Origin of the sequence: Bradyrhizobium sp. SRS-191 (assembly GCF_024586915.1) — a bacterium.
Classification (GTDB): domain Bacteria; phylum Pseudomonadota; class Alphaproteobacteria; order Rhizobiales; family Xanthobacteraceae; genus Bradyrhizobium.
In genome coordinates this window covers 325550-345281 of sequence record NZ_JANBVS010000005.1, presented here as the reverse complement: position 1 = coordinate 345281, position 19732 = coordinate 325550, and the positions used below count along the sequence as shown (strand labels likewise).

Below are 19732 nucleotides of genomic sequence, written 5' to 3'. Positions count from 1 at the left end.
ATGGGCGAAAATGAGCGTTGCCGCAACATGTTGCAGTCTTGGCGACACCCCGTCACAGACTGTCGCAGGCCGCGTTTGCGGCCATGCCGTCGCGGGCAGACGGCGCTGCATCAGTGGGCGGCTGGAGCCTTCAGGGGGCGACCAGCGGCTGTCGCGCGAGGCTCATGGAGGCTGATGCCCATGTCAGGGCGCCGCAGTCACAGCACCACCACGCCGGAATGCTTGGCCTTGTTTTCCGGCTCGACGTGGATGGTGATCCAGCTGTGCTCGTCGTCCTCGCGCAGGGCGGCTTCGATGCGGTCGCAGATCTCATGCGCCTGGTTGACCGACATCTCGCCGGGAACGACCAGGTGAAACTCGATGAAGGTGAGCTTGCCGGCATGGCGGGTGCGGACGTCGTGGGCCTCCAGCGCGCCCTCGGCGTGCTCGCTGATGATCTGGCGGATGCGCGCGAGCGTGGCGTCGGAGACGGCCTCGTCCATCAGCCCGCCGGTCGATTCCTTCAGCACCTGCCATCCGGACCACAGGATGTTGACCGCGACGAGCAAGGCCAGGGCAGGATCGAGAATGGGCAGCTTCAGCACCACCGCGAGGCCGAGCCCGATCACCACACCGCCCGAGGAGATGACGTCGGTCAGGAGATGCCGGCCATCCGCCACCAGCGCCGGCGAGCGCAGCCGCTTGCCTCGCGTGATCAGCAGCCAGCACCAGGCGGCATTGACGACGCTGGCGAAGCCATTGACGGCCAGGCCCTCGACCGGGGCCGAGAACGGCTGCGGGTCGCGGAAATTGCCGTAGGCCTCGTGGATGATCAGCAGCGCCGCGACGACGATCATGACGCCTTCGATCACCGCGCTGAAGTACTCGACCTTGTGGTGGCCGAAAGGGTGATTCGCGTCCGGCGGCTTGGCGGCAATGCGCACCGCGAGCAGCGCGACCACCGCCGTGACGACGTTGACGATGCTCTCGACCGCGTCGGAGTAGAGGGCAACAGAGCCGGTCAGCCAATAGGCGATAAACTTCAGCCCGAGCACGATGGTCCCGACCACGAGACTGCCGACGGCGAGCTTGAGCGATTGCGAAAGCATGATGTCCTGATCCGGCCGAGAGCTGCGACGTACTCAAGGCGGCCATGGAACGCAACCTCTCTGTTGCTGCGACCGGGTTGCAGGAAGGGAGATCGATGCATGATCCGGCGCAGACCGCGCCGGGCGACGAGTAGTGTGGTCTCTGACGTGTCGCGCGGAATCAGAAAGGCCGCGCCCCTGGAAGGGGCACGACCTTTCACATCCCCGGAGAATTCCAGGAAGCCGCCGCCGACTACTTCTCCTTGATGATCGTGGTGGTGCTGCTGCTCCCGACGGTGCCTTCGTCCTCGCAGACCTTCGTTTGCTTGATGCGATCCTCGGCCTCCACGCGGCTGGTGAACGCCATCGGCCCGATCTGCGTCACGACCTCGCGGTCGGCGGGGCGGGTGGTGGTGATGGTGCAGCGGTGACTCGGTCCCTGCACGACGTAGTACTCGTCAGCGAGCGCCGGAGCCAAGGAACCGACGATCAACGCGCCGGCAAGAAGAAGGGATGTTTTCATGGTCGCCTCTCTTTCCAAGACATGCCGAATGAAGCGGGGATGTGGTGGACGCGTGGTGCTCAATGCGTGGTCCTCCTCCGCTTGTTCTGCAACTCGGCGGCCTCTCTGCGGTTCCGGACACGCCTACGAGCATTGTCGCTGACGCGCTGCAGTGTAGTCCGTCCTGGACGCGCGATGGCGTCAGCGATCGGCGACATACGCAATACTTCGCGTGCGATCACGTTGCCGCTAACAGGTCAGAGTGAACGGCGTCGTTTGCATCGCAATCATGGTCGCGACCATGGTCATTCTCTGCAAGAGTTCGTTGCCACCTCGATGGCACGGCATGAGCCAAAAAAGTTCCGCCGCAAGCTCCCGCCCGACCTGCATTGGGTGTAGTCTCGTAGCAACTCGCCCTGACCGCGATATGGCGGTCGGCGCTGCAAACGTCCGTATTGCTGCACGCGGCTCTCCGTCGTGGGCTCGCCGTCGTGCCGTTCTGCGACGTGGTGATTGGGGAGATTGGCTGTGACTGTCACGACAGCTCTGCCGCGACCGTCGGTCCGCGTTGCGCTCGAACTGCCTTATCCGACGGCGGAAGTCGCCGAATATCTGTTCGAGCCGGCCGTCGTCGGCCATTGGCTTGGTGACGGATGCACGCTTTCTCCTACGTCAAACGCGATCGTCCTCCTGCCGGACGCGACCGTCCACCGACGGTCGCAGTGGATCGGTTCTGGTGGGCCCGGACGTGGACAAGTCACATCGCTGACTTGGCATCCGGCGCCGGTCAGGGCGGCGGGGCAGCCGCCACATCGCAGCTACGAGATCATCGTCGCATTGGACGATGCGCCAGCCAAAGCACGCGTGGCCTTCCGGCTGTCTCCGCGGCCGAACGGCACGTCCCGGCTGCGCATCCAGCACAGCGGGATCGAAAGCGAAGCCGAACTGCGCGCCAGCCTAGAGGCCTGGCAGGGCGCGCTGACGAGAATAGGTCGCATATTGGTGCAGGCCGAGCGCAGCCGCCGTCGCGATCGGCAAGCGGTCATCGTCGTTCACGGCATCGGCGAGCAGCGCCCCGGCCAATTGTTGCGCGGGTTCGTCGCGAACATCTTCGATCCTGATGCGGGCGATCTGCACTTCGTGAAGCCGGACTATGTCTCGCCGCTGTTCGAGATGCGGGTGGCCACAGTGCCTCGCAGCGACGCGGCGCGGCCGACCACCGACATCTACGAACTATATTGGGCGCACCTGATCCGCGACACCACCGTCGCGCAGGTCTACGGCTGGATGCTGCGACTGATCCTGTCGCGCGACTCGCGGATTCCGCCGACGTTGATCCGGCTCGTCTGGCTGATCCGCATCCTGCTGGTCCCCGTGATCATCGCGTTCGCGTGGCTGATGACGCTGGATGTGTCCGGCTGGCTCAAGGGCATTGCGGGCGGCACGCTGGTCGCGCTGCCGGCCATAGGTTCCTTCGCGCTCAAGGCGTTGCGCGACGAGTTCGTCGTCGGTTATGCCGGGGACGCCGCGCGCTACCTCGAGCCCCGGGCAGAGAACATCGCGCGCCGGCAGGAAATCCGCGAGGCCGGCACCAAGCTGCTCGAAGCCTTGCACGACGGCGGACGCTACGCGCGCATCATCGTCTATGGCCACAGCCTCGGCAGCGTGATCGCCTACGACATCCTCAGCCATGCATGGGCACGGCATGCCCGCAGCCGCGAGGCGGTGCCGACAACCAGCAGCCGCGCGCTGCGGGCGCTCGAGGATCTTCTCAATCCGCGTCCCCTTCACGACGGGGCCGTCGGGGTCGATCAGGTGCAGTCGATGCAGCATGCCGCATGGCTGGAGTACCGGCGTAACGGCTTTCTCTGGCGCGTCAGCGATTTCGTCACCGCGGGCTCGCCGCTCGCGCATGCCCGCTGGCTGCTGAACCTGGATGCGGCCACCGAATTCGCCGACCTTGTTCGCGAGCGTTCCTTTCCCACCTGTCCTCCGCAGACCGAACAAATTCCAAGTCCGGCGGCAGGGATCTTTCGGAAGGTGTTCACGTTCACCCATGCCTACAAGGACGAGCAAAGCCCGCGTCGGACCCGGTCAGTTCAGGTGCCGCATCATGGCGGGCTGTTCGCTCTGACGCGCTGGACGAACCTGTACTTTCCCTATACGGGGCTGATCGCGGGCGACCCGATCGCCGGTCCGCTGCGGCCATGCTTCGGCGAGTGGATCAAGGATGTGAAGCTCCGGGTGACGAAGGGCTTCGCGCACTGCCGCTACACGGACCGGTCGCTCGAACCGGATGCCGTCACGGAACTGCGGACCGCACTCCGCTTGCCGCTGCGGCGTCCTCTTGCCGACCTCGCCCCGTCGGGACGCGACCTCGCAAGACAAACTAAAGTGCTGCCGGCGCGCCGGTATTCCATGCCGTAGCACGGAACAGATAAGTCGTAACTCGCGGCTACCACCGGCAGCGGCCACAGCATAGAGCGGGATGGGCCGGCCGTCATGCTGATTTCGTCCCATTGCCCTTGACATGGTCAGGCTTCGGGGCGCGTCGCAGGCCCGGATCTGCCGGAGACCACGAATTTTTCGATCAGGTGCGGCTGCAAGGGAGTCGCCGCAATCCATTGCGGCTGTGCAGGATTGCCGGCCTGGCAGGCGGGGTTCGCCCTCCATTCATGACGCGCAGGCACGCGCTCGAGGCCGATGGCGTGGACCTGGACGTCGTCGCCTTCGATGCGCAGCCGGAGGAAATTGTTGTAGTGGCCGATGCGCAGCGCGCTGAAGGCGTCGTTGCGGTTCATCCGCAGCCAGCGGCAGGTGATGAGCATGTTGAGGCCGAAATAGCTGCTGCCGAGCACGGAGCCGACCGCGCCCATTTCCAATGCGAGCAGGCCGAGCCATGTCCAGACGCTGTACCAGGGATGACCCGCGGGAAAGGGATCGCCATTGATCTCCCTGAAGAAGATGGCGGCCGCCAGCGCGGTGACGATGTGGGCGGCTGCGTGCAGCACGCTCGTGCCGATGACGACCAGCGCCTTCTTGAACTGGATCGGCACGTTTTCCCGGTCGATCTCGTCGAACTCCGTCCTGATGTGACGGCGCTGCCATTTGTTGAAGATGTCGGCGAGCGAGACGTGCTCCTGTCGCGTCGTGTAGCCGATGATGCCTGCGCCGAACGCCAGCGCCACGAGAACGTAGATGTCGATCTCGTTGCGCAAACCGACCAGGACGCCGACGGCGAAATACACCAGGCCCATGAGGATCGAGAAATCCCAATTCGTCAGCGCGAACCACAGATTGCGCCAGAGAAGCTCACGGCTGGTGTGCATCGACGGGTAGACGGCGGGCTCCTTGCCATCAGGCTTGTCGGCGAGCGTCAGCGGGACCTTCGTGCCGGTCCAGCGCACGCTGACGTTCTTCTCCAGTTGGTGGGTCGGGTGCAGGAAGGCGCCGCCGCCACCCGACGTCACGAACTGCGTGCCGTCTTCAGCGTGGTAGCGGCTGTAATGATGGGTGTCGCCGGAGAGCAGCAGCGGGATCGTCAGCGCCTTGTCGGCCTTCCTTGCAATGCCGAGGACGTAGTCGACGATTTCCCATGATCTCATATTGGTGTCGGTGTAGAGCCAGCCAGGCTCCGCGGTGCACAGGATGATCTTCGATCCCGGCTTGAGCTGGTCCGACTGGGCGATGAGCTTGAAGTAGTCCGCCTGCGGCTGGTCCATGTTGTCGGCGAGCTGGATGTCCATCGCCCACAGCCACCAGCTCTCGGTGAGCTGGATCGCGAAATAGCTGCGCTTCTGCTGCGTCCGCCACGAGCCGAAATGGGTCGGTGTCGGCCGGGTGAAATAGGCCAGGAACTGCACCAGCCCGTCATACCAGTCATGATTGCCGGGGATCGCGAACAACGGAACGCCGTCGTCGTCGGTCTTGTCGTGGTCGGGAGAGGCCCATTGGTAAGGCTTGCGCAGTTGATTCCGGTAGGTCTGGGCATTGGCGAGCGGGTAGACCTCGTCGCCGCCCATGATCAGCATCTCGCCGCGCGGCAGAGTTTCGCCGCCGAACTCCAATGTCTGGCGGGCGAGCAGGCAGGCGACAGCATAGGTGCTGTCGAAGCCGTCGCCGAGGTCGGCGACGAAGTCGATCCAGACGGGGCCCTTCGTCGTCGGGCTGAGCCCTCGCGCGAACGCCGTCGCGCGCGCCATGTGCTCCTCGGGCGCCACCGTATCGAGCGCGGCGACCATCAGGCGCCGGTCGGCATACTGGCCGAACATCGCTGAGGTGACGACGTTGTTGAGGAGCTTGATCAGAAGCAGCGGATTGAACCAGCGCGTCATCCGCGGATAGGACTTGGTGTCCTTCAAAAGATCGACGGTCATGCCAATGAGCCCTAGCGAAGCCATGCGAACAAAGGAAATAGGGCCATATCAGATTAATGCGCGGGAGGATGCTGTGTTTAATCCATTCTCGTCCGGTCCGCGTGCGCGCCGCGTAATGTAAAGACTGGTAGGGTGCCTTGTTGGACTACGGCGACGCCTATCAGCCTATGTTTTGCTATTCAGCTTATTCCATGTGTCAATGACATTTCGGGCAAGGCGGACCCGATTTTGGTCTGGCCCCGCTAACCACTCTTCAAACTCCTTCCTGGCCTCAGTGACGAATTCATCGCTGATGGCGAAGTCACCAATCTCGCCAGGTTGTCGCATTTCTATCCGAGTGGCCTTGGCATGCAGGTACTCTGTAAACAGGCCAACTTTGACCATGTTGGGCAAAAAAACGGGGGTTTGCGTCCATTTGTGGCGAAATCGAATTGCTTCTTGGAATGTCGCCATCCATTCAGCTCCGACTGAATTGTCGTGGTCTGACAATTGCCGAAGAACTCGAGCTTTATTGTAGGCGGCGTAGCCTCGCCAAAGTGGTAACTGCTCATCCTCAAATTCTGCGGCGAGAGTGAGCGTCGCGTCTAGCGCCGATATAGCGAGGCGCCAATCAGTTATGGCGTCATTGATGTTTCCGATTTCGATTGATCGTCGCGCGCATTTATCCAGGGCGAGACCTAAGTAATCATAGAGCACAATTCTGGCTATTGGGGCGACGCCAATCGCTTCAATTTCCGTGATCTTGGCTTTGAGTTCGGTGGCGACCAATCGGATGTTCGAGTAATCTTTTTTCTCTGGAGGTCGCCAGCTTGCAATGTACTCTTGAACTAGATTGAGTCCCGATACAAGCAGTCGATGTTCTTTGGATTTTCTTTTTATCTTCGAGATTTGCTTGCGCCACCAGATTGAGTCTTGAAAATAGCTATCAAATACGATTCTTTCGTATATGTATAGAATCCGGTCGTCGTCGTTCAATAGTTCGGAGAACTCGTTCTCGAAGTCGTCGAGTATCTCGGAATCGTCAAGATTCTCTAGTTCTTCAATGAAGTCGAAATATTCGATTTCTCGTGACGTCTGATAGAGAGGGCGCTGTTCAAGTTTAAGTTTAAGTCGGTCAGTTAGAAATTCCTTGAGCAATGGTTCGATGTTGCCCTCGAAGCTTTTGGTTCTAAAAACATCGCCCAAATTCGCGAAGGCGGTAATGCCGTCATCTGCTATTACATAGTAACGTTCTTGGCCAATCTTTGCATTTAGGTATCCAATCTCATACACTACGTTCTGACGCGATCGTCGCTCCATCCGTTTGATGAGTTCGTTTGCATCAAGTCGGACGTCTGCTGATGCGTCTTTGATTCGATTGAATTCATTTTTGGAGATCGCGTAATCGTCAGATGTGAGAAGGATAATCGCTGCATCGACCGCTTTGAGCGTCTTATGGACTTCGCTGCCAACTGCGCCTGTCCCGGTTCGGACGATTGAATCGGTCACAACTTTAACTGTGATGCGAAAGCCAAGCTGGTTTGCGAGACGCTCAAGAGTAGTTGAGACCGTATCTCGAAGCTGGTGATCATGCCCATAGGCAACGAAAATTTTAACGGGTGGTTTTAACAATTTGGTGCCCCAAGAATATTTTTAAACTAATAAAATTTGTCTCTAAGATTAGCTTTGCACTCAGTCGTGTCAAACGAAAACGCATCTTTAGGATGGTGATGATGCGGTCACGTAATCTCTCCCTGGTTGGGGAGGGGAGTGCAAATTTACCGCAATCGTAAGTGTGAGGGGGGCTTTGCGGGCAACCTTATTCGGGTCTACGCCGGCCTGGTCGCAATCCAGATCACGTGACGGGCGCCGCCGCCACCGCGCCCCGTAGCGCGGATCTTGATCTCCTCGGCGGTGAAGCCGGATTTGCGCAGGCGCGGGGCGAAGCGGTCGTCGGGATGTGACGACCACACGGCGAGCAGGCCGCCGGGGCGCAGCGCCGTGAAGGCCGTGCGCAGGCCCGAGGGATCATACAGTGCGTCATTGGACTCGCGCGTCAGGCCCTGCGGACCATTGTCGACGTCGAGCAGGATCGCATCGTAGCTGCCTCGCGCGGCCGCGATCAGCTTCACGACATCGCCCTCGCGGATGTCGACGCGCGGATCGGCCAGGCTGTCGCCGGAGAGTTCAGCCATCGGCCCGCGCGCCCAGGCGATCACCGCGGGCACCAGCTCGGCGACGGTGACGCGCGCCTGCGGTCCCAGCACCTTCAACGCCGCGCGCAAGGTGAAGCCCATGCCGAGGCCGCCGATCAGCAGATGCGGGGCAGGGCGGTCCTTGAGGCGGGCGCAGCTCAACGTTGCGAGCGCCTCCTCGGAGCCGTAGAGACGGCTGCTCATCAGTTCGTTCGAGCCGAGCTTGATCGAGAACTCGCGGCCGCGCTGCATCAGCCGCAGCGGCTCGCCGCCGCCCGGCACGTCTGCGGTGTCGATCAGTTTCCAGGGGAGCACGAGCGTCTCGCGTCAGTTTGATTGCGACAATCCAGGCGACAGAGTCGCCTTGCTGGCGGCCTGCTTACCATGTCCCCGATATCCAATGCCAAGAGCCAGTCGCGTTTTTCGCGACGACCTGAGGCGCGCCGCTGGGCGTCATTGTGGTGGGAATACCAGCATCCAGGCGCCCGCGGCAACGCAAGCAACGCCGGCTGCACGTGCGATCCATCGTCCGGCCGGAGCCAGTTTTTCAAGCAGGACGAGCAGGGTCAGGATGGCAATCCACATCACGCTCATGATCCCACCGACGAACAGCAGCGCCATCAGAGCCCAGCAGCAGCCGACGCAATAGCCGCCATGCCGCAGCCCCAGCAGCAGGCAGCCCTGCAGGTCGCCGCGAAAGCCGCCGTGGCGCATCAGGAACAGAAGCGGCGACTGGCATTGGACAAGGCAGGCGCCTTTCAGTGGTGTCCACTGATAGGCGCCTGCGGCGATCAGGACGACGGCGCCGAGCAGGTGGTTGTCGATCGCCATCCGGGAATCAAGCAGGGCCGTCCGCTCGATGCCCCATTGCAGGCCTGTCGCTATCAGCGAAAAGCCGCTCCAGGCCAGCAGATAGCCGGCCGCAAACCAGCCGGTCGTAGCGAATGGTTGGCCCTGCGCGCGAACCTGTCGACCCACGCGGGCGTACATCAGGAGCATCGGCGCGGCCGACGGCGCCATCATCCCGACCATCATCACCGCCCACATCAGGAACACGTAGGCAAACTCGATCGTGTGCCACGGCTCGCTTGCCGGCAACATGATGCCGATGCCGGCCGGGATCATACGAAAGCCGGTCATATCCATGCCGCCCATGTCCATGTCGTTCGCAAGCCAGAGGACATAGGTCCAGGACAGGGCGACCATGATCGCGACCGCGCCGCCGACGATCCAGCGGTCGCGCCGCAGCACGGCTTCCAGGGCGCTATCGGTCATCTGCAAGGCGGGCTGCCGGCCTTGCGTCACGTGCATCAGGCCTGGTTGGTCCAGCTGATCGATGCGTACAGGCCGTTCTTGCCGGAATTGTCCCAGCGCATGCCGTGATCGTTGTAGGTGTTGCCCGCAGCGCCGACCGCGAGCGCCATCCGGTCCGGGCTGACGGGATGGCCAATGTTCACCCACATCTCTCCGCTGGGATGCATGGTCGGCAGCGGATCGACGGACATGTGCAAGATGTCAGCAATGTCGGCGGACCGCGTCTTGCCGTCAATCCGGAAGGTGATGGCGACTTTGCGTACGCCGAGATTGGTGCTGATCAACGGCGTGAACGCAGCCATGGGGCCGCCGGCGGCGCCGGTGAAGATCGTGGCCATAGCCTCGGTCTGCTGATCGTCGGCGCGCTCATCGACATAGGCCGCGATCGACCAGTCCCCGTTCGCCATCACGCCCGGCGCGTGGAGCATCACCGCGGCGTTGAGGCCGTCGAGCGCGACATCGCCATAGCGGCCGGTGTCGACGTGGAACAGCAGCGGCACATTGCAGAATCCCTCGGTGGGCTGCGCAGTCAGGGGAGGGGCGGCCGACATGAGACACGGACAGAGCAGGCTGCAACTGCAATTCTCGAAATAGTCACCGGACAGGTGCCATGCGACTGGTTCTGCCATCGCTGCCTCCCGCTAGGTTTCACCAGGAACGTGCTTTCGAACGTGCGATCTCAGGTTGAAAGCTACGCCGCAGCGGACCGTGCCGCAAGCCGGTGATTTGTTCCTCTCGTGAGAACCGCGCGTCGTCCGAGGCGCGCGGACCGCCGGCTGGCTGCAGCGCTGATTGATTGCTGGCCTTGGGCGTTGACGACTGCGATCAGCCGCCGGTCACGCTCATGTGCCGGCTGACGCTCGGCCGGTTGTGGCGGCGGTCGATGATGAAATCGTGGCCCTTCGGCTTGAGGCCGATGGCGCGGTCGATCGCATCGCTCAACTGCTCGTCGCTGGCCGACGCCCGCAACGGCTTGCGCAGGTCGGACGCATCCTCGTGGCCGAGGCAGGTGTGCAAGGTGCCGGTGCAGGTGACGCGCACGCGGTTGCAGCTCTCGCAGAAATTATGCGTCATCGGCGTGATGAAGCCGATCGTGCCGCCGGTCTCGGCGACGCGGACATAGCGGGCGGGGCCGCCGGTGGTCTCGTCGAGATCGGTCATCGTGTATTTCTGGGCGAGGCGGCTGCGCAGCAGCGACAGCGGCAGATACTGGTCGATGCGGCCTTCGCCGATCTCGCCCATCGGCATCACCTCGATCAAGGTCAGCGCCATGCCCTTGCCGTGCGCCCAGTCGATCAGCGAGGGGATCTCGTCCTCGTTCATGCTCTTGAGCGCGACGGCGTTGATCTTCACCGCGATGCCGGCGGCCTGCGCGGCGTCGATGCCGGCGAGCACGCGGTCGAGATCGCCCCAGCGGGTGATGGTGCGGAACTTGTCGGCATCGAGCGTGTCGAGCGAGACGTTGATGCGGCGGACGCCGCAATCAGCGAGCTCGGACGCATATTTGGCGAGCTGGGTCGCATTGGTCGTCATCGTCAGCTCGTTGAGCGCACCGCTCCTGAGATGCCGCGACAGCGACCGCACCAGGCCCATGACGTTGCGCCGGACTAGCGGCTCGCCGCCGGTCAGCCTGAGCTTCTTCACGCCCTTGTGGATGAAGGCCGAGCAGAGCCGGTCGAGTTCTTCGAGTGTCAGCAGGTCGGCCTTCGGCAGGAAGGTCATGTCCTCGGACATGCAGTAGAAGCAGCGCAGATCGCAGCGATCGGTCACGGAGACGCGCAGATAGCTGATGCGACGGCCGAACGGGTCGGTCATCGGGCGCGTCAGGGCGGTGTCGTCAGACGTCTCAGCGGTCATGGAAGGCCTTGCAGATGGCGGCGATGCCACGCGGCGACCGCGTGAAGCGCACGGCCGGATGTCAGTTACAAGGCAATCTAATCATGATCCGCGCGGCTCACAATCGCGGAGGCCGCGCCGTCGTTGCTGCGCTGCACGCGAAGGAGGCCTATTGGCGGGCGGCGCCGGGAATCGGGGCGGGGAACGCAGACCCGGTCGTCGCGGGCGCGGCGGCGGCCGGCGCTGCCGCGGCTTTCTGCGGCTTTGGCTTCTTCGGCCGCATGTGCTTGACGGCCTTCGGCGGCGCGCCCGGCGCCGGCTGCAGCTCGGCCACGACCGGGTTTGGATCCATCACCACCGGCGGCGACGAGTTGAAATCGCCGGAGTTGCGGATCACCTGCACCGGGACCGTCGCCGGCAGGTATTTATCCATCGTGAAGGTGACGCTGAAGCCGGCATCGGGCGCCGGCACCTGGACCGTGCAGGGGGTCCGGCAGGACTGCCCCATCGACGTCTTGGCCTCGGCACCGGGCGGCACGGACTCGAGCTGCACGGGAACCTCCGGCGCCGCCATCTTGAAGCTGTCCATGGAGAAGGACGAGCAACCGGCCAAGCCGGCTCCCGCAACCGCAATTGCGATGACACGCCGCATCATGATGTCCGCCCCACAACCCTGCGGCCATCGGCCGCAATCCCAAGGCGACCATAGGAGCGTCAGAACAGCGGCGCAACTGCGGTCAACCCTATTCTCAACAGAACGTTGAGACTCCGGATCGTGTGTCTTTTTGTTGCGGGGACAGACGGTTAGAGCGGGATGCGGCTGTGGAATCCCAAGCTCGCGGGGCGGCTCTCGACCCGGGGGAGGCCCGCCGCGACCTCGCCGTCCCGGCCGCGCTCCGCTCAGCCGATCTTGAGCGACGGTCCGAGAGCGGCGACCGCGGCCGGCAACTCACGCATGTGGTCGATCAGGTGGTCAGGGTTGAGCTCCGCGATGGGCACGTCGGTGTAGCCGAAGGTGCAGCCGATCACCGGCACACCGGCCCGGCGCGCGGCGCCGACATCGGTTCCGGCATCGCCGACCATGATCGCGGCGCCGATCTCGCCGCCGGCCTGTGCGATGGTCTGACGCAGGATCACGGGATCGGGCTTGGCGACGCCGAAGGTGTCCGCGCCGCAGATCGCGGCGAAGCGGGAGGTGAGTCCGAGCTGGTCGAGCAGGCGCTTGGACAGCCATTCCAGCTTGTTGGTGCAGACCGCAAACTGGCAGCCGCGGCCGGCGAGCTCGTCGAGCGCCGCCTCCAGCCCCTCGAACGGGCGTGATTCGATCGCGATGTTCTCGGCGTAAAAGGCGATGAAATCGGCCGTGAGGCGGTCCATGTCCGAAGGGCTGGCGAAGCGGCCCTCGGCTTCGAGGCCGCGCTCCAGCAGCTTGCGTGCGCCATGCCCGATCATCTTGCGGGCGGAGGCCAGCGGAACCGGCCGCAGCCCTTCGCGCTGCAGGATATGGTTCAACGCGTTGATGAGGTCCGGCGCCGTGTCGACCAGGGTGCCGTCGAGATCGAAGACGATGGTGCTGGAGATGGGCATCGGTATCCGCTACCGGGCAGCCCTCGCCCTTGCAAGAGGGCTGGACCAGCTTTTTGTCCGATTTCGTGACCGTGGGGAGCCAGCAAGAGCTAGGCCTTGCGGCAAAACACCGCTAGATATGCGCCGGTTTTCGGCCCCCGCCCGGTGGGGGTCCATCCGAGGGGCGGGTGTCTTGGTCGATATGGACGCACTGAAACGGCAGGCGGCGGCGCGCGCGCTGGAGGAGGTCGAGAGCGGCATGCGGCTCGGCCTCGGCACCGGCTCGACCGCCAAGCATTTCGTCGACCTGCTCGGCGAGAAGGTGCGGGCCGGGATGAAGATCGTCGGCGTGCCGACCTCGGAAGCCACGCGGGCGCAGGCCGAGGCCTGCGGCGTGCCGCTGACCACGCTCGACGAGATCGACCGGCTCGACATCACCATCGATGGCGCCGACGAGATCAATCCGGCGCTCGATCTGATCAAGGGCGGCGGCGGCGCGCTGCTGCGCGAGAAGATCGTCGCCAGCGCCTCTGGTCGCATGATCGTGATCGCCGACGAGAGCAAATGGGTCAGCCGGCTCGGCCGATTCCCGCTGCCGATCGAGGTGATCCCGTTCGGCCTCGCCGCGACGCAGCGCGAGATCAGCGAAGCCTTCGTCAAGGCCGGCGTGTCCGGGCCAATGAGCTTGCGCAAGTCCGCAGATGGCCACGTTTTCGTCACCGATGGCGGCCACTGGATTGTCGATGTTCGCCTGGGGGAGATCGAGGATCCCCCGCGTCTGGCGGGCCTTTTGAGCGCAATTCCGGGCGTGGTGGAGCACGGGCTGTTCATCGGCCTCGGCAGCACGGCGATCCTGGCAGGCGCACAGGGAATTCGCGTTATCCAGCGGCCTTGAGCGCAGCACGACCTGCGCTTTGGGCCGCAATCTCACAGGAGACTTGGAATGAAGAGCGTGTTCAGAATCTTGCCGGCCGCCGGCGTCGTGCTGGCTCTGGCTTCGGCCAGTCCGGCTGCCGCGCAGGCGCAGGCCCAGGCACCGGCACTGAAGCCGGCCTCGGCCGCCTGCATGGCCGGCGCGCGCGAGATTCTGGCGATGAAGAATGCGGCTGCAATGTACGCCAATGCCGTTCCGGGCATCGTGCAGCAGACCAAGCAGGCGCTGCTGCAGTCCAATCTCAACTACCAGAAGGATCTCGACGAGGTCGCCGTGATGGTCGCGCAGACCTATGCCGGCAAGGAAAAGGAGATCGGCGAGAAGATGGCGCAGATCTACTGCAACGAGTTCAGCGACGCCGAGATCGCCAACCTCGTCACCTTCTATAAGTCGCCGATCGGCCAGAAGCTGCTTGCGGCGGAGCCCAAGGCGATCCAGATGAGCATGCAGTCGATGAACCAGTGGGCTGCGGAGTTCTCCGATACGGTGACCGCGCAGTTCCGCGCCGAGATGCGCAAGCGCAACAAGCCGATCTGAGGCTGGTTGCAAGGACAGGTCGGGGGAGAGATGGCTGAATTCGACGTCGACCTGTTCGTGATCGGTGGTGGCTCGGGGGGCGTGCGCGCCGCCCGCATCGCGGCCGGCTATGGCGCACGCGTTGTTGTCGCCGAGGAATACCGCATGGGCGGCACCTGCGTGATCCGCGGCTGCGTGCCCAAGAAGCTGTTCGTGATCGGCTCGCATGTCCGCCAGGAGATCGCCGACGCCGCCGGCTTCGGCTGGACGATTCCACAGGCCTCGTTCGACTGGAAGACGCTGATCGCCAACAAGGACAAGGAGATCGCGCGGCTCGAGGCGGCCTATACCGCCAATGTCGAGAAGTCGGGCGCCCGCGTCGTCAAGACCCGAGCGACGATCGAGGATGCGCACACGGTGCGTCTCGGCACCGGCGAGACGGTCACTGCGAAATACATCCTGATCGCGACCGGTGGCGCGCCCAATCACGGCACGCCGATTCCGGGCATCGAGCACGTCATCTCCTCCAACGAGGCGTTTCACCTCGAGGAGCTGCCGCGCCGGATCGTGATCCAGGGCGGCGGCTACATCGCGCTCGAATTCGCCTGCATCTTCGCCAATTTCGGCTCCGACGTTACCGTGGTCTATCGCGGCGACAACATCCTGCGCGGCTTCGACGAGGATGTCCGTAAGCATGTCCGCTCGGAGATGGAGAAGGAAGGCATCACCATCCTGACCGGCTGCACGGTCAAGAGCGTCGACCAGCACGGCAAGGACTACACGACGCATCTGTCGAACGGCTCCAGCATCGCCTCCGACAAGGTGATGTTCGCGATCGGCCGTCATCCGGCGGTCGCCAATCTGGGCCTGGAGAAGGCCGGCGTCGCGATGAATCCACGGAATGGCGGCATCGCAGTCGATGCGTTCTCGCAGAGCTCGGTGCCGAGCATCTATGCGATCGGCGACGTCACCCACCGCTTCAACCTGACACCGGTCGCGATCCGCGAGGGTCACGCCTTCGCGGACACCGTGTTCGGCGGCAAGACCGTGCGCGTCGATCATGCCGATATCCCGACCGCCGTGTTCAGCCAGCCCGAGGTCGGCACCGTCGGTCTGACGGAGACCCAGGCGCGCGAGCTCTACGACCGCGTCGATATCTACAAGACCAGTTTCCGCCCGATCAAGGCGACGATGTCCGGCCGCGACACGCGCGTGCTGATGAAGCTCGTCGTCGACGGCGCGACTGACCGCGTGCTCGGCTGCCACATCGTCGGCGACATGGCCGCCGAGATCACCCAAGCCGTCGCCATCGCCATCAAGATGAAGGCGACCAAGGCCGACTTCGACGCCACCGTCGCCCTGCATCCCTCCGCCGCCGAGGAACTCGTCACGATGCGCACGGTGACCGAGCGGCATGTCCGACAGGCGGCCGAGTAGGCCACTCAGGCTATCATCTGATTAGGACGAGATGCCCCTCGATTAGAGGTTCATCTCCGTTGCTCTCGTGTGCGGATATCGGGCGAGAGGCTCGATGGTGCCAAGCTACGCGTGGCTCGAAAGCAGGCGCGTGACAAGCAAGACTCCTACATGGCGCCTTTCGCGCAGGGCGCTTCGATCCCCTGCATCCAAGCCGCCGCCATGAGTGATCTGCGGCTTTAGCGGCCCGGCGGCGCCGGCTGCCTGCATATGTGGGAGCGGAACCACTTTCCGTCCGACGGCAACACGAGTTCCGCGGGATGCAACGGCGCGGCTAAACGCAACTACTCGGAAAAGGTTCCAAAAATTTCGGGCGCGATCGACAGTTCCTTCAGCTTGTTCCCGTGGGCACCCGGGGATAGAGGTGGATTTCGGGGTCAATCGTGCGCTTGGGTCAGAGTTTTTCAAACTGGATTGTTCGGCGCAGGCCGTGGTCGCCAACCACGTTTCTGCTGACGATTCTTGCCGTCGCTGTGTCCGCCGCCTCCCGCTTCGGATTGGACATCGCCGGCTCGACCCTGGCCTATGCTCCGTTCTTTCCGGCCGTATTGTTTGCAACTCTGCTCGGCGGCCTGCCGGCGGCCGTTTTTGCCGCTTGGCTGTCGGCCGCGATCGTGCTGATCGGCTTCACCGACCGGCCCGGTCATGAGGAGGTCGTCAATCTCGTTGCGTTCCTCGCGGCGTCTGCGCTCGTGATCTGGCTCGCCAATCTCTGTCGCGCGGCGCTGATCGAGCTCAAGCGCAACGAGCATGCGCGCGAGCTGTTGCTGGGCGAGCTCAGGCACCGCGTCAACAATCAGCTCGCGGTGTTCCAGTCGATCGTGCGATCGAGCCTGTCGGGCGAGGATCATCAGAAAGGCGAGGCGATCGCGCTCAGGCTCGACGCCGTCGCACGCGCCAACACGCTCGCCTGGTCCAATCAGCGCGTGATGACGCTGCGCATGCTGCTCGAGGCCGAGCTGCAGCCCTATCGCGCATCCGGCGCGGTCACGGTGGAGGGGACGGACATCCCACTGGGCCCAGAGGCCGTGCGGAATCTCGCGCTGGTTTTTCATGAGCTCGCGACCAATGCGGTCAAATACGGCGCGTTGCGCGGTGATGGTGGACGGCTCGAGGTGCAGCTCGCGCAGGACGGCGGCCGCAGCCTTGTGACCTGGCGCGAGCTGTCGGGCCACGTCGTCGAGCAGCCGGTGGGGGAGGGGTTCGGCACCCGCATGATCAGGGCGAGTCTGGCCGCGATCGGCGGCAGCATCGAGCAGGAGTATCGCGACAGCGGCTTGCTCGGCCGGATCAGGTTCGAGGCGGATGTGTAAGGCGTGTTGCGCGGACGTGCCGATCAGTTCCGCCTGATGTCGCGGATCTCGAATGTGAGCAGCGCGGTCCTCAGACCGAGCCCGCGCGGATTGGCGACGATCACCACGATGTCGCGCCTTATCATCCCATAGGCGATCCGCAGTGCGAGGCAGCGGTTTGAACGTGTATTGAGCTGCGCCGTTCCTCAGAGCGCTCTCGGTTCCATCGGCGAGATATGATCGCGTCGCCGGCAGCCTGAAACGTGTGGTTCGCTGCGACGTATGTCTTCAATGGATCGACGCGACATGATGCTGATGGCTGCCCTGCTGATGATTTCGATCGTCATGACCTTGGTAGGAACGGAGTACGTGCTCGACCATGTCGTGATGCCCTTGATCGACGACGGCCGACTGCAGAGGCCAGACTTGCCTGCCCGCTAGCCCCGGCGCCTTCCGGCTTTTGTCCGCCATGCGGAACCAGGCGCGGCTTGATCGTCGCTGCGAAACGCTCCACCATCGGTGGGCAATGCGCGAAGCAACAGCGCGGGCTGAGGGCAGGAGACATTCCGATGCGATGCTATGAGCTGCAGGGGCCGGGCGGGATCGATGCGCTGGCGCTGGTCGACAAGCCGGTGCCGCAACCGGCGCGCGGCGAGGTGCTGGTGCGGATCAATGCGGCGAGCATCAACTATCGAGATCTTCTTACCGTCAGGGGCGGCTACGGCTCCAAGCAGAAGTTTCCGCTGGTGCCGCTGTCGGACGGGGCGGGCGTCGTCGAGGCGGTCGGCGACGGTGTGGCTTCGTTCGCGCGGGGCGACCGCGTCATCGGCAGCTTTTTCGAGGGCTGGACCGGCGGGGAGCCGAGCGAAGCCAAGATGCGCGCGGCGCTCGGCGGCGCCGTCGACGGCACGCTGACGGAGTATCGGGTCTTCCCCGCGCAGGCGCTGGTCAGGACGCCTGCCCATCTCAGCGACATCGAAGCGGCGGCCCTGCCGTGTGCCGGCGTCACCGCCTGGAGCGCGGTCGTCAAGCTCGGCGGCATCCGGCCGGGCCAGACGGTGCTGACGCAGGGCACCGGCGGCGTCTCGATCTTCGCGCTCCAGATTGCAAAGATCGCCGGCGCCCGCGTGATCGCGACGTCGTCGAGCGAGGCGAAGATCGCGCGACTGAAGGAGCTCGGCGCCGACGTGACGCTGAACTACAAGACCACGCCGGACTGGGGCAAGCAGGCGCGCGAGATCACGGGGCAGGGTGTCGATCTCGTGGTCGAGGTCGGTGGCGTCGGCACACTGAACGAGTCCATCCGCGCCACCCGGATCGGCGGCACCATCGCCTTCATCGGCGTGCTCGCCGGCGCGCCGGCGTCGGAACTGCGGCTGCCCTTGATGGTGATGCAGCAGCAGCGGCTGCAGGGCGTGACGGTCGGCTCGGTCGACGATCTCCAGGCGCTGGCGAACGCGCTCGCGTTGCACCAGGTTAAGCCGGTGGTCGATCGGGTGTTTCCGTTCACCGAGGCGCGCGAGGCGTTCCACTACATGTCGAGCGGCGCGCATTTCGGCAAGGTCGCGATTGCGCTGGGTTAGCCGGGCTTGCGCGCCGGCAGCGTCATCGCGACCACGCCGATGACGATGCAGGCGAGGCCGATCCAGGCTGTCGGCGCGAGGTGCTCGCCGAGGGCGGCCACGGCGATCGCGACGCCGATCGGGACCCGCAGATAGGACTGCGCGGTGGCGCCGATCGAGCCGAGGGTCTGCACCAGATGGAAGTAGATCACCATCGCGGCGGCGGTCGAGATGATCGCAAGGGCGAGCAGCGCCAGCACCGAGCGGAGCGAAGGCGCCAGCGTCCAGGGATGGTCGATGACGAGCGCGAGCGGGATCAGGATCGCGGCGCCGGACAGCAATGAGCCGGCAGCAGGCAGCATGGGGTCGAGACCCTTGAAGCCCTTTCCGACGATCGCGGCACCCGCGTAGCAGATGGTGGCGGCGACGATCGCGAGCTGGGCCCATAATTGCTGGCCGACCCCCTGCAGCGCCTCGACGCCGACGATGAGGCAGGTGCCGGCGAGGCCTGCGATGACGCCGACGAGCTTGCGCCAGGTGACCGGCTCATGGCGGGTGACGAGCGCGGTCAGCAGGAAGGTGAAGATCGGCGAGGTGGCGTTCAGGATCGTGGCGAGGCCGGCCTCGACGGTGCGCTCGGCCCAGGCGATCAGCGTGAAGGGAACGACGCTGTTGAGCCCGGCCTGGACCAGGAAACGCCGCCAGATCGCAGGTTCGCGCGGCCAGGCCAGACCGCGGCCGCGGATGATGGATGCGAGCAGAAGGCCGGCGACCAGCGTGCGCGCTGCGATCAGCGTCAGCGGCGGGATGGTCTCGACGCCGATCTTGATGAAGGTGTAGGAGGCGCCCCACAGCGTGGACAGCACGAGCAGGAGGGCGAGATCGCGGGTGAGGTGGGAGCGACGCGGCATGATGCCTCGCGGGCGGGAGACGGATGGGCTCTCCTAGCCGCGCTGCGAAGACAGACGTTTCGATAGCGAACGAAGTGTGTAGGGCGGGCAAAGGCGCGGCCGTGCTGTCTCGCCGCGCGAGATCGTGGCGGCGCCGTGCCCACCATTATGCCGCGGCGGATGCCGCACGACGGTGGGCACGCAGCCGCCTACGGCGGCCGCTTTGC

Annotated in this window: 18 protein-coding genes; 7 read left to right on the top strand and 11 right to left on the bottom strand. The window is 64.2% G+C overall.

Features of this window, described 5'->3' with window-relative positions; translation table 11 throughout:
• Positions 1–197: 197 nt before the first annotated feature.
• Positions 198–1088, bottom strand: coding sequence for a cation diffusion facilitator family transporter (locus tag NLR35_RS12370; protein ID WP_257166804.1), 891 nt, complete (start codon positions 1086–1088; stop codon positions 198–200).
• A 232-nt stretch (positions 1089–1320) separates the two neighbouring features.
• Positions 1321–1590: a hypothetical protein gene (locus NLR35_RS12365; protein WP_257166803.1), complete on the bottom strand. Its 270-nt coding sequence runs from the start codon at positions 1588–1590 to the stop codon at positions 1321–1323.
• Positions 1591–2097: 507 nt separating this feature from the next.
• Here NLR35_RS12365 and NLR35_RS12360 point away from each other — a divergent pair.
• Positions 2098–3996: an SRPBCC domain-containing protein gene (locus NLR35_RS12360; protein WP_257166802.1), complete on the top strand. Its 1899-nt coding sequence runs from the start codon at positions 2098–2100 to the stop codon at positions 3994–3996.
• A gap of 107 nt (positions 3997–4103) precedes the next feature.
• Here NLR35_RS12360 and NLR35_RS12355 read toward each other — a convergent pair whose 3' ends face one another.
• The 8 genes from NLR35_RS12355 to NLR35_RS12320 all read right to left on the bottom strand — a co-directional run bounded on the left by NLR35_RS12355 (position 4104) and on the right by NLR35_RS12320 (position 12856).
• Positions 4104–5945 carry a metallophosphoesterase gene (locus tag NLR35_RS12355; RefSeq protein WP_257166801.1) on the bottom strand — a complete coding sequence of 614 codons (1842 nt, stop codon included), beginning with the start codon at positions 5943–5945 and terminating at the stop codon, positions 4104–4106.
• 165 nt (positions 5946–6110) lie between these two features.
• Positions 6111–7556, bottom strand: coding sequence for a nucleotide-binding protein (locus tag NLR35_RS12350; protein WP_257166800.1), 1446 nt, complete (start codon positions 7554–7556; stop codon positions 6111–6113).
• Positions 7557–7753: 197 nt separating this feature from the next.
• Positions 7754–8434, bottom strand: a complete 681-nt coding sequence (locus NLR35_RS12345) for a spermidine synthase (protein ID WP_257166799.1) — start codon at positions 8432–8434, stop codon at positions 7754–7756.
• A gap of 138 nt (positions 8435–8572) precedes the next feature.
• A complete protein-coding gene (locus NLR35_RS12340) occupies positions 8573–9394 on the bottom strand; it encodes a DUF2182 domain-containing protein (RefSeq protein ID WP_257166858.1) in 822 nt (273 codons plus the stop codon).
• Between the two features lie 35 nt (positions 9395–9429).
• A complete protein-coding gene (locus tag NLR35_RS12335; RefSeq protein WP_257166798.1) occupies positions 9430–10062 on the bottom strand; it encodes a DUF1326 domain-containing protein in 633 nt (210 codons plus the stop codon).
• Positions 10063–10258: 196 nt separating this feature from the next.
• Positions 10259–11290: a GTP 3',8-cyclase MoaA gene (gene moaA, locus NLR35_RS12330; RefSeq protein WP_257166797.1), complete on the bottom strand. Its 1032-nt coding sequence runs from the start codon at positions 11288–11290 to the stop codon at positions 10259–10261.
• Positions 11291–11438: 148 nt separating this feature from the next.
• Entirely contained in the window at positions 11439–11921 is a 483-nt protein-coding gene (locus NLR35_RS12325) for a hypothetical protein (RefSeq protein WP_257166857.1), read from the bottom strand.
• 248 nt (positions 11922–12169) lie between these two features.
• On the bottom strand, positions 12170–12856 hold the full coding sequence (locus NLR35_RS12320) for an HAD hydrolase-like protein (RefSeq protein ID WP_257166796.1): 687 nt from the start codon (positions 12854–12856) through the stop codon (positions 12170–12172).
• A 181-nt stretch (positions 12857–13037) separates the two neighbouring features.
• On the opposite strand from NLR35_RS12320, the gene rpiA reads away from it, so the two are divergent.
• From rpiA to NLR35_RS12290, 6 genes are all read left to right on the top strand, one after another.
• Complete coding sequence (gene rpiA, locus NLR35_RS12315; RefSeq protein ID WP_257166856.1) at positions 13038–13730, top strand: ribose-5-phosphate isomerase RpiA; 693 nt, start codon at positions 13038–13040, stop codon at positions 13728–13730.
• 48 nt (positions 13731–13778) lie between these two features.
• On the top strand, positions 13779–14306 hold the full coding sequence (locus NLR35_RS12310; protein ID WP_257166795.1) for a DUF2059 domain-containing protein: 528 nt from the start codon (positions 13779–13781) through the stop codon (positions 14304–14306).
• A gap of 30 nt (positions 14307–14336) precedes the next feature.
• Positions 14337–15722, top strand: coding sequence for a glutathione-disulfide reductase (gene gor / locus NLR35_RS12305; RefSeq protein WP_257166794.1), 1386 nt, complete (start codon positions 14337–14339; stop codon positions 15720–15722).
• Between the two features lie 452 nt (positions 15723–16174).
• Positions 16175–17074: an HWE histidine kinase domain-containing protein gene (locus NLR35_RS12300; protein ID WP_257166855.1), complete on the top strand. Its 900-nt coding sequence runs from the start codon at positions 16175–16177 to the stop codon at positions 17072–17074.
• A 285-nt stretch (positions 17075–17359) separates the two neighbouring features.
• Positions 17360–17494 (top strand): hypothetical protein, encoded by a 135-nt coding sequence (locus tag NLR35_RS12295; protein WP_257166793.1) that lies wholly within the window; start codon positions 17360–17362, stop codon positions 17492–17494.
• 128 nt (positions 17495–17622) lie between these two features.
• Complete coding sequence (locus NLR35_RS12290; protein WP_257166792.1) at positions 17623–18636, top strand: NAD(P)-dependent alcohol dehydrogenase; 1014 nt, start codon at positions 17623–17625, stop codon at positions 18634–18636.
• Here the strand turns inward: NLR35_RS12290 and NLR35_RS12285 are convergent.
• Complete coding sequence (locus tag NLR35_RS12285; RefSeq protein ID WP_257166791.1) at positions 18633–19526, bottom strand: DMT family transporter; 894 nt, start codon at positions 19524–19526, stop codon at positions 18633–18635. The genes NLR35_RS12290 and NLR35_RS12285 overlap by 4 nt on opposite strands.
• Positions 19527–19732: the final 206 nt, after the last annotated feature.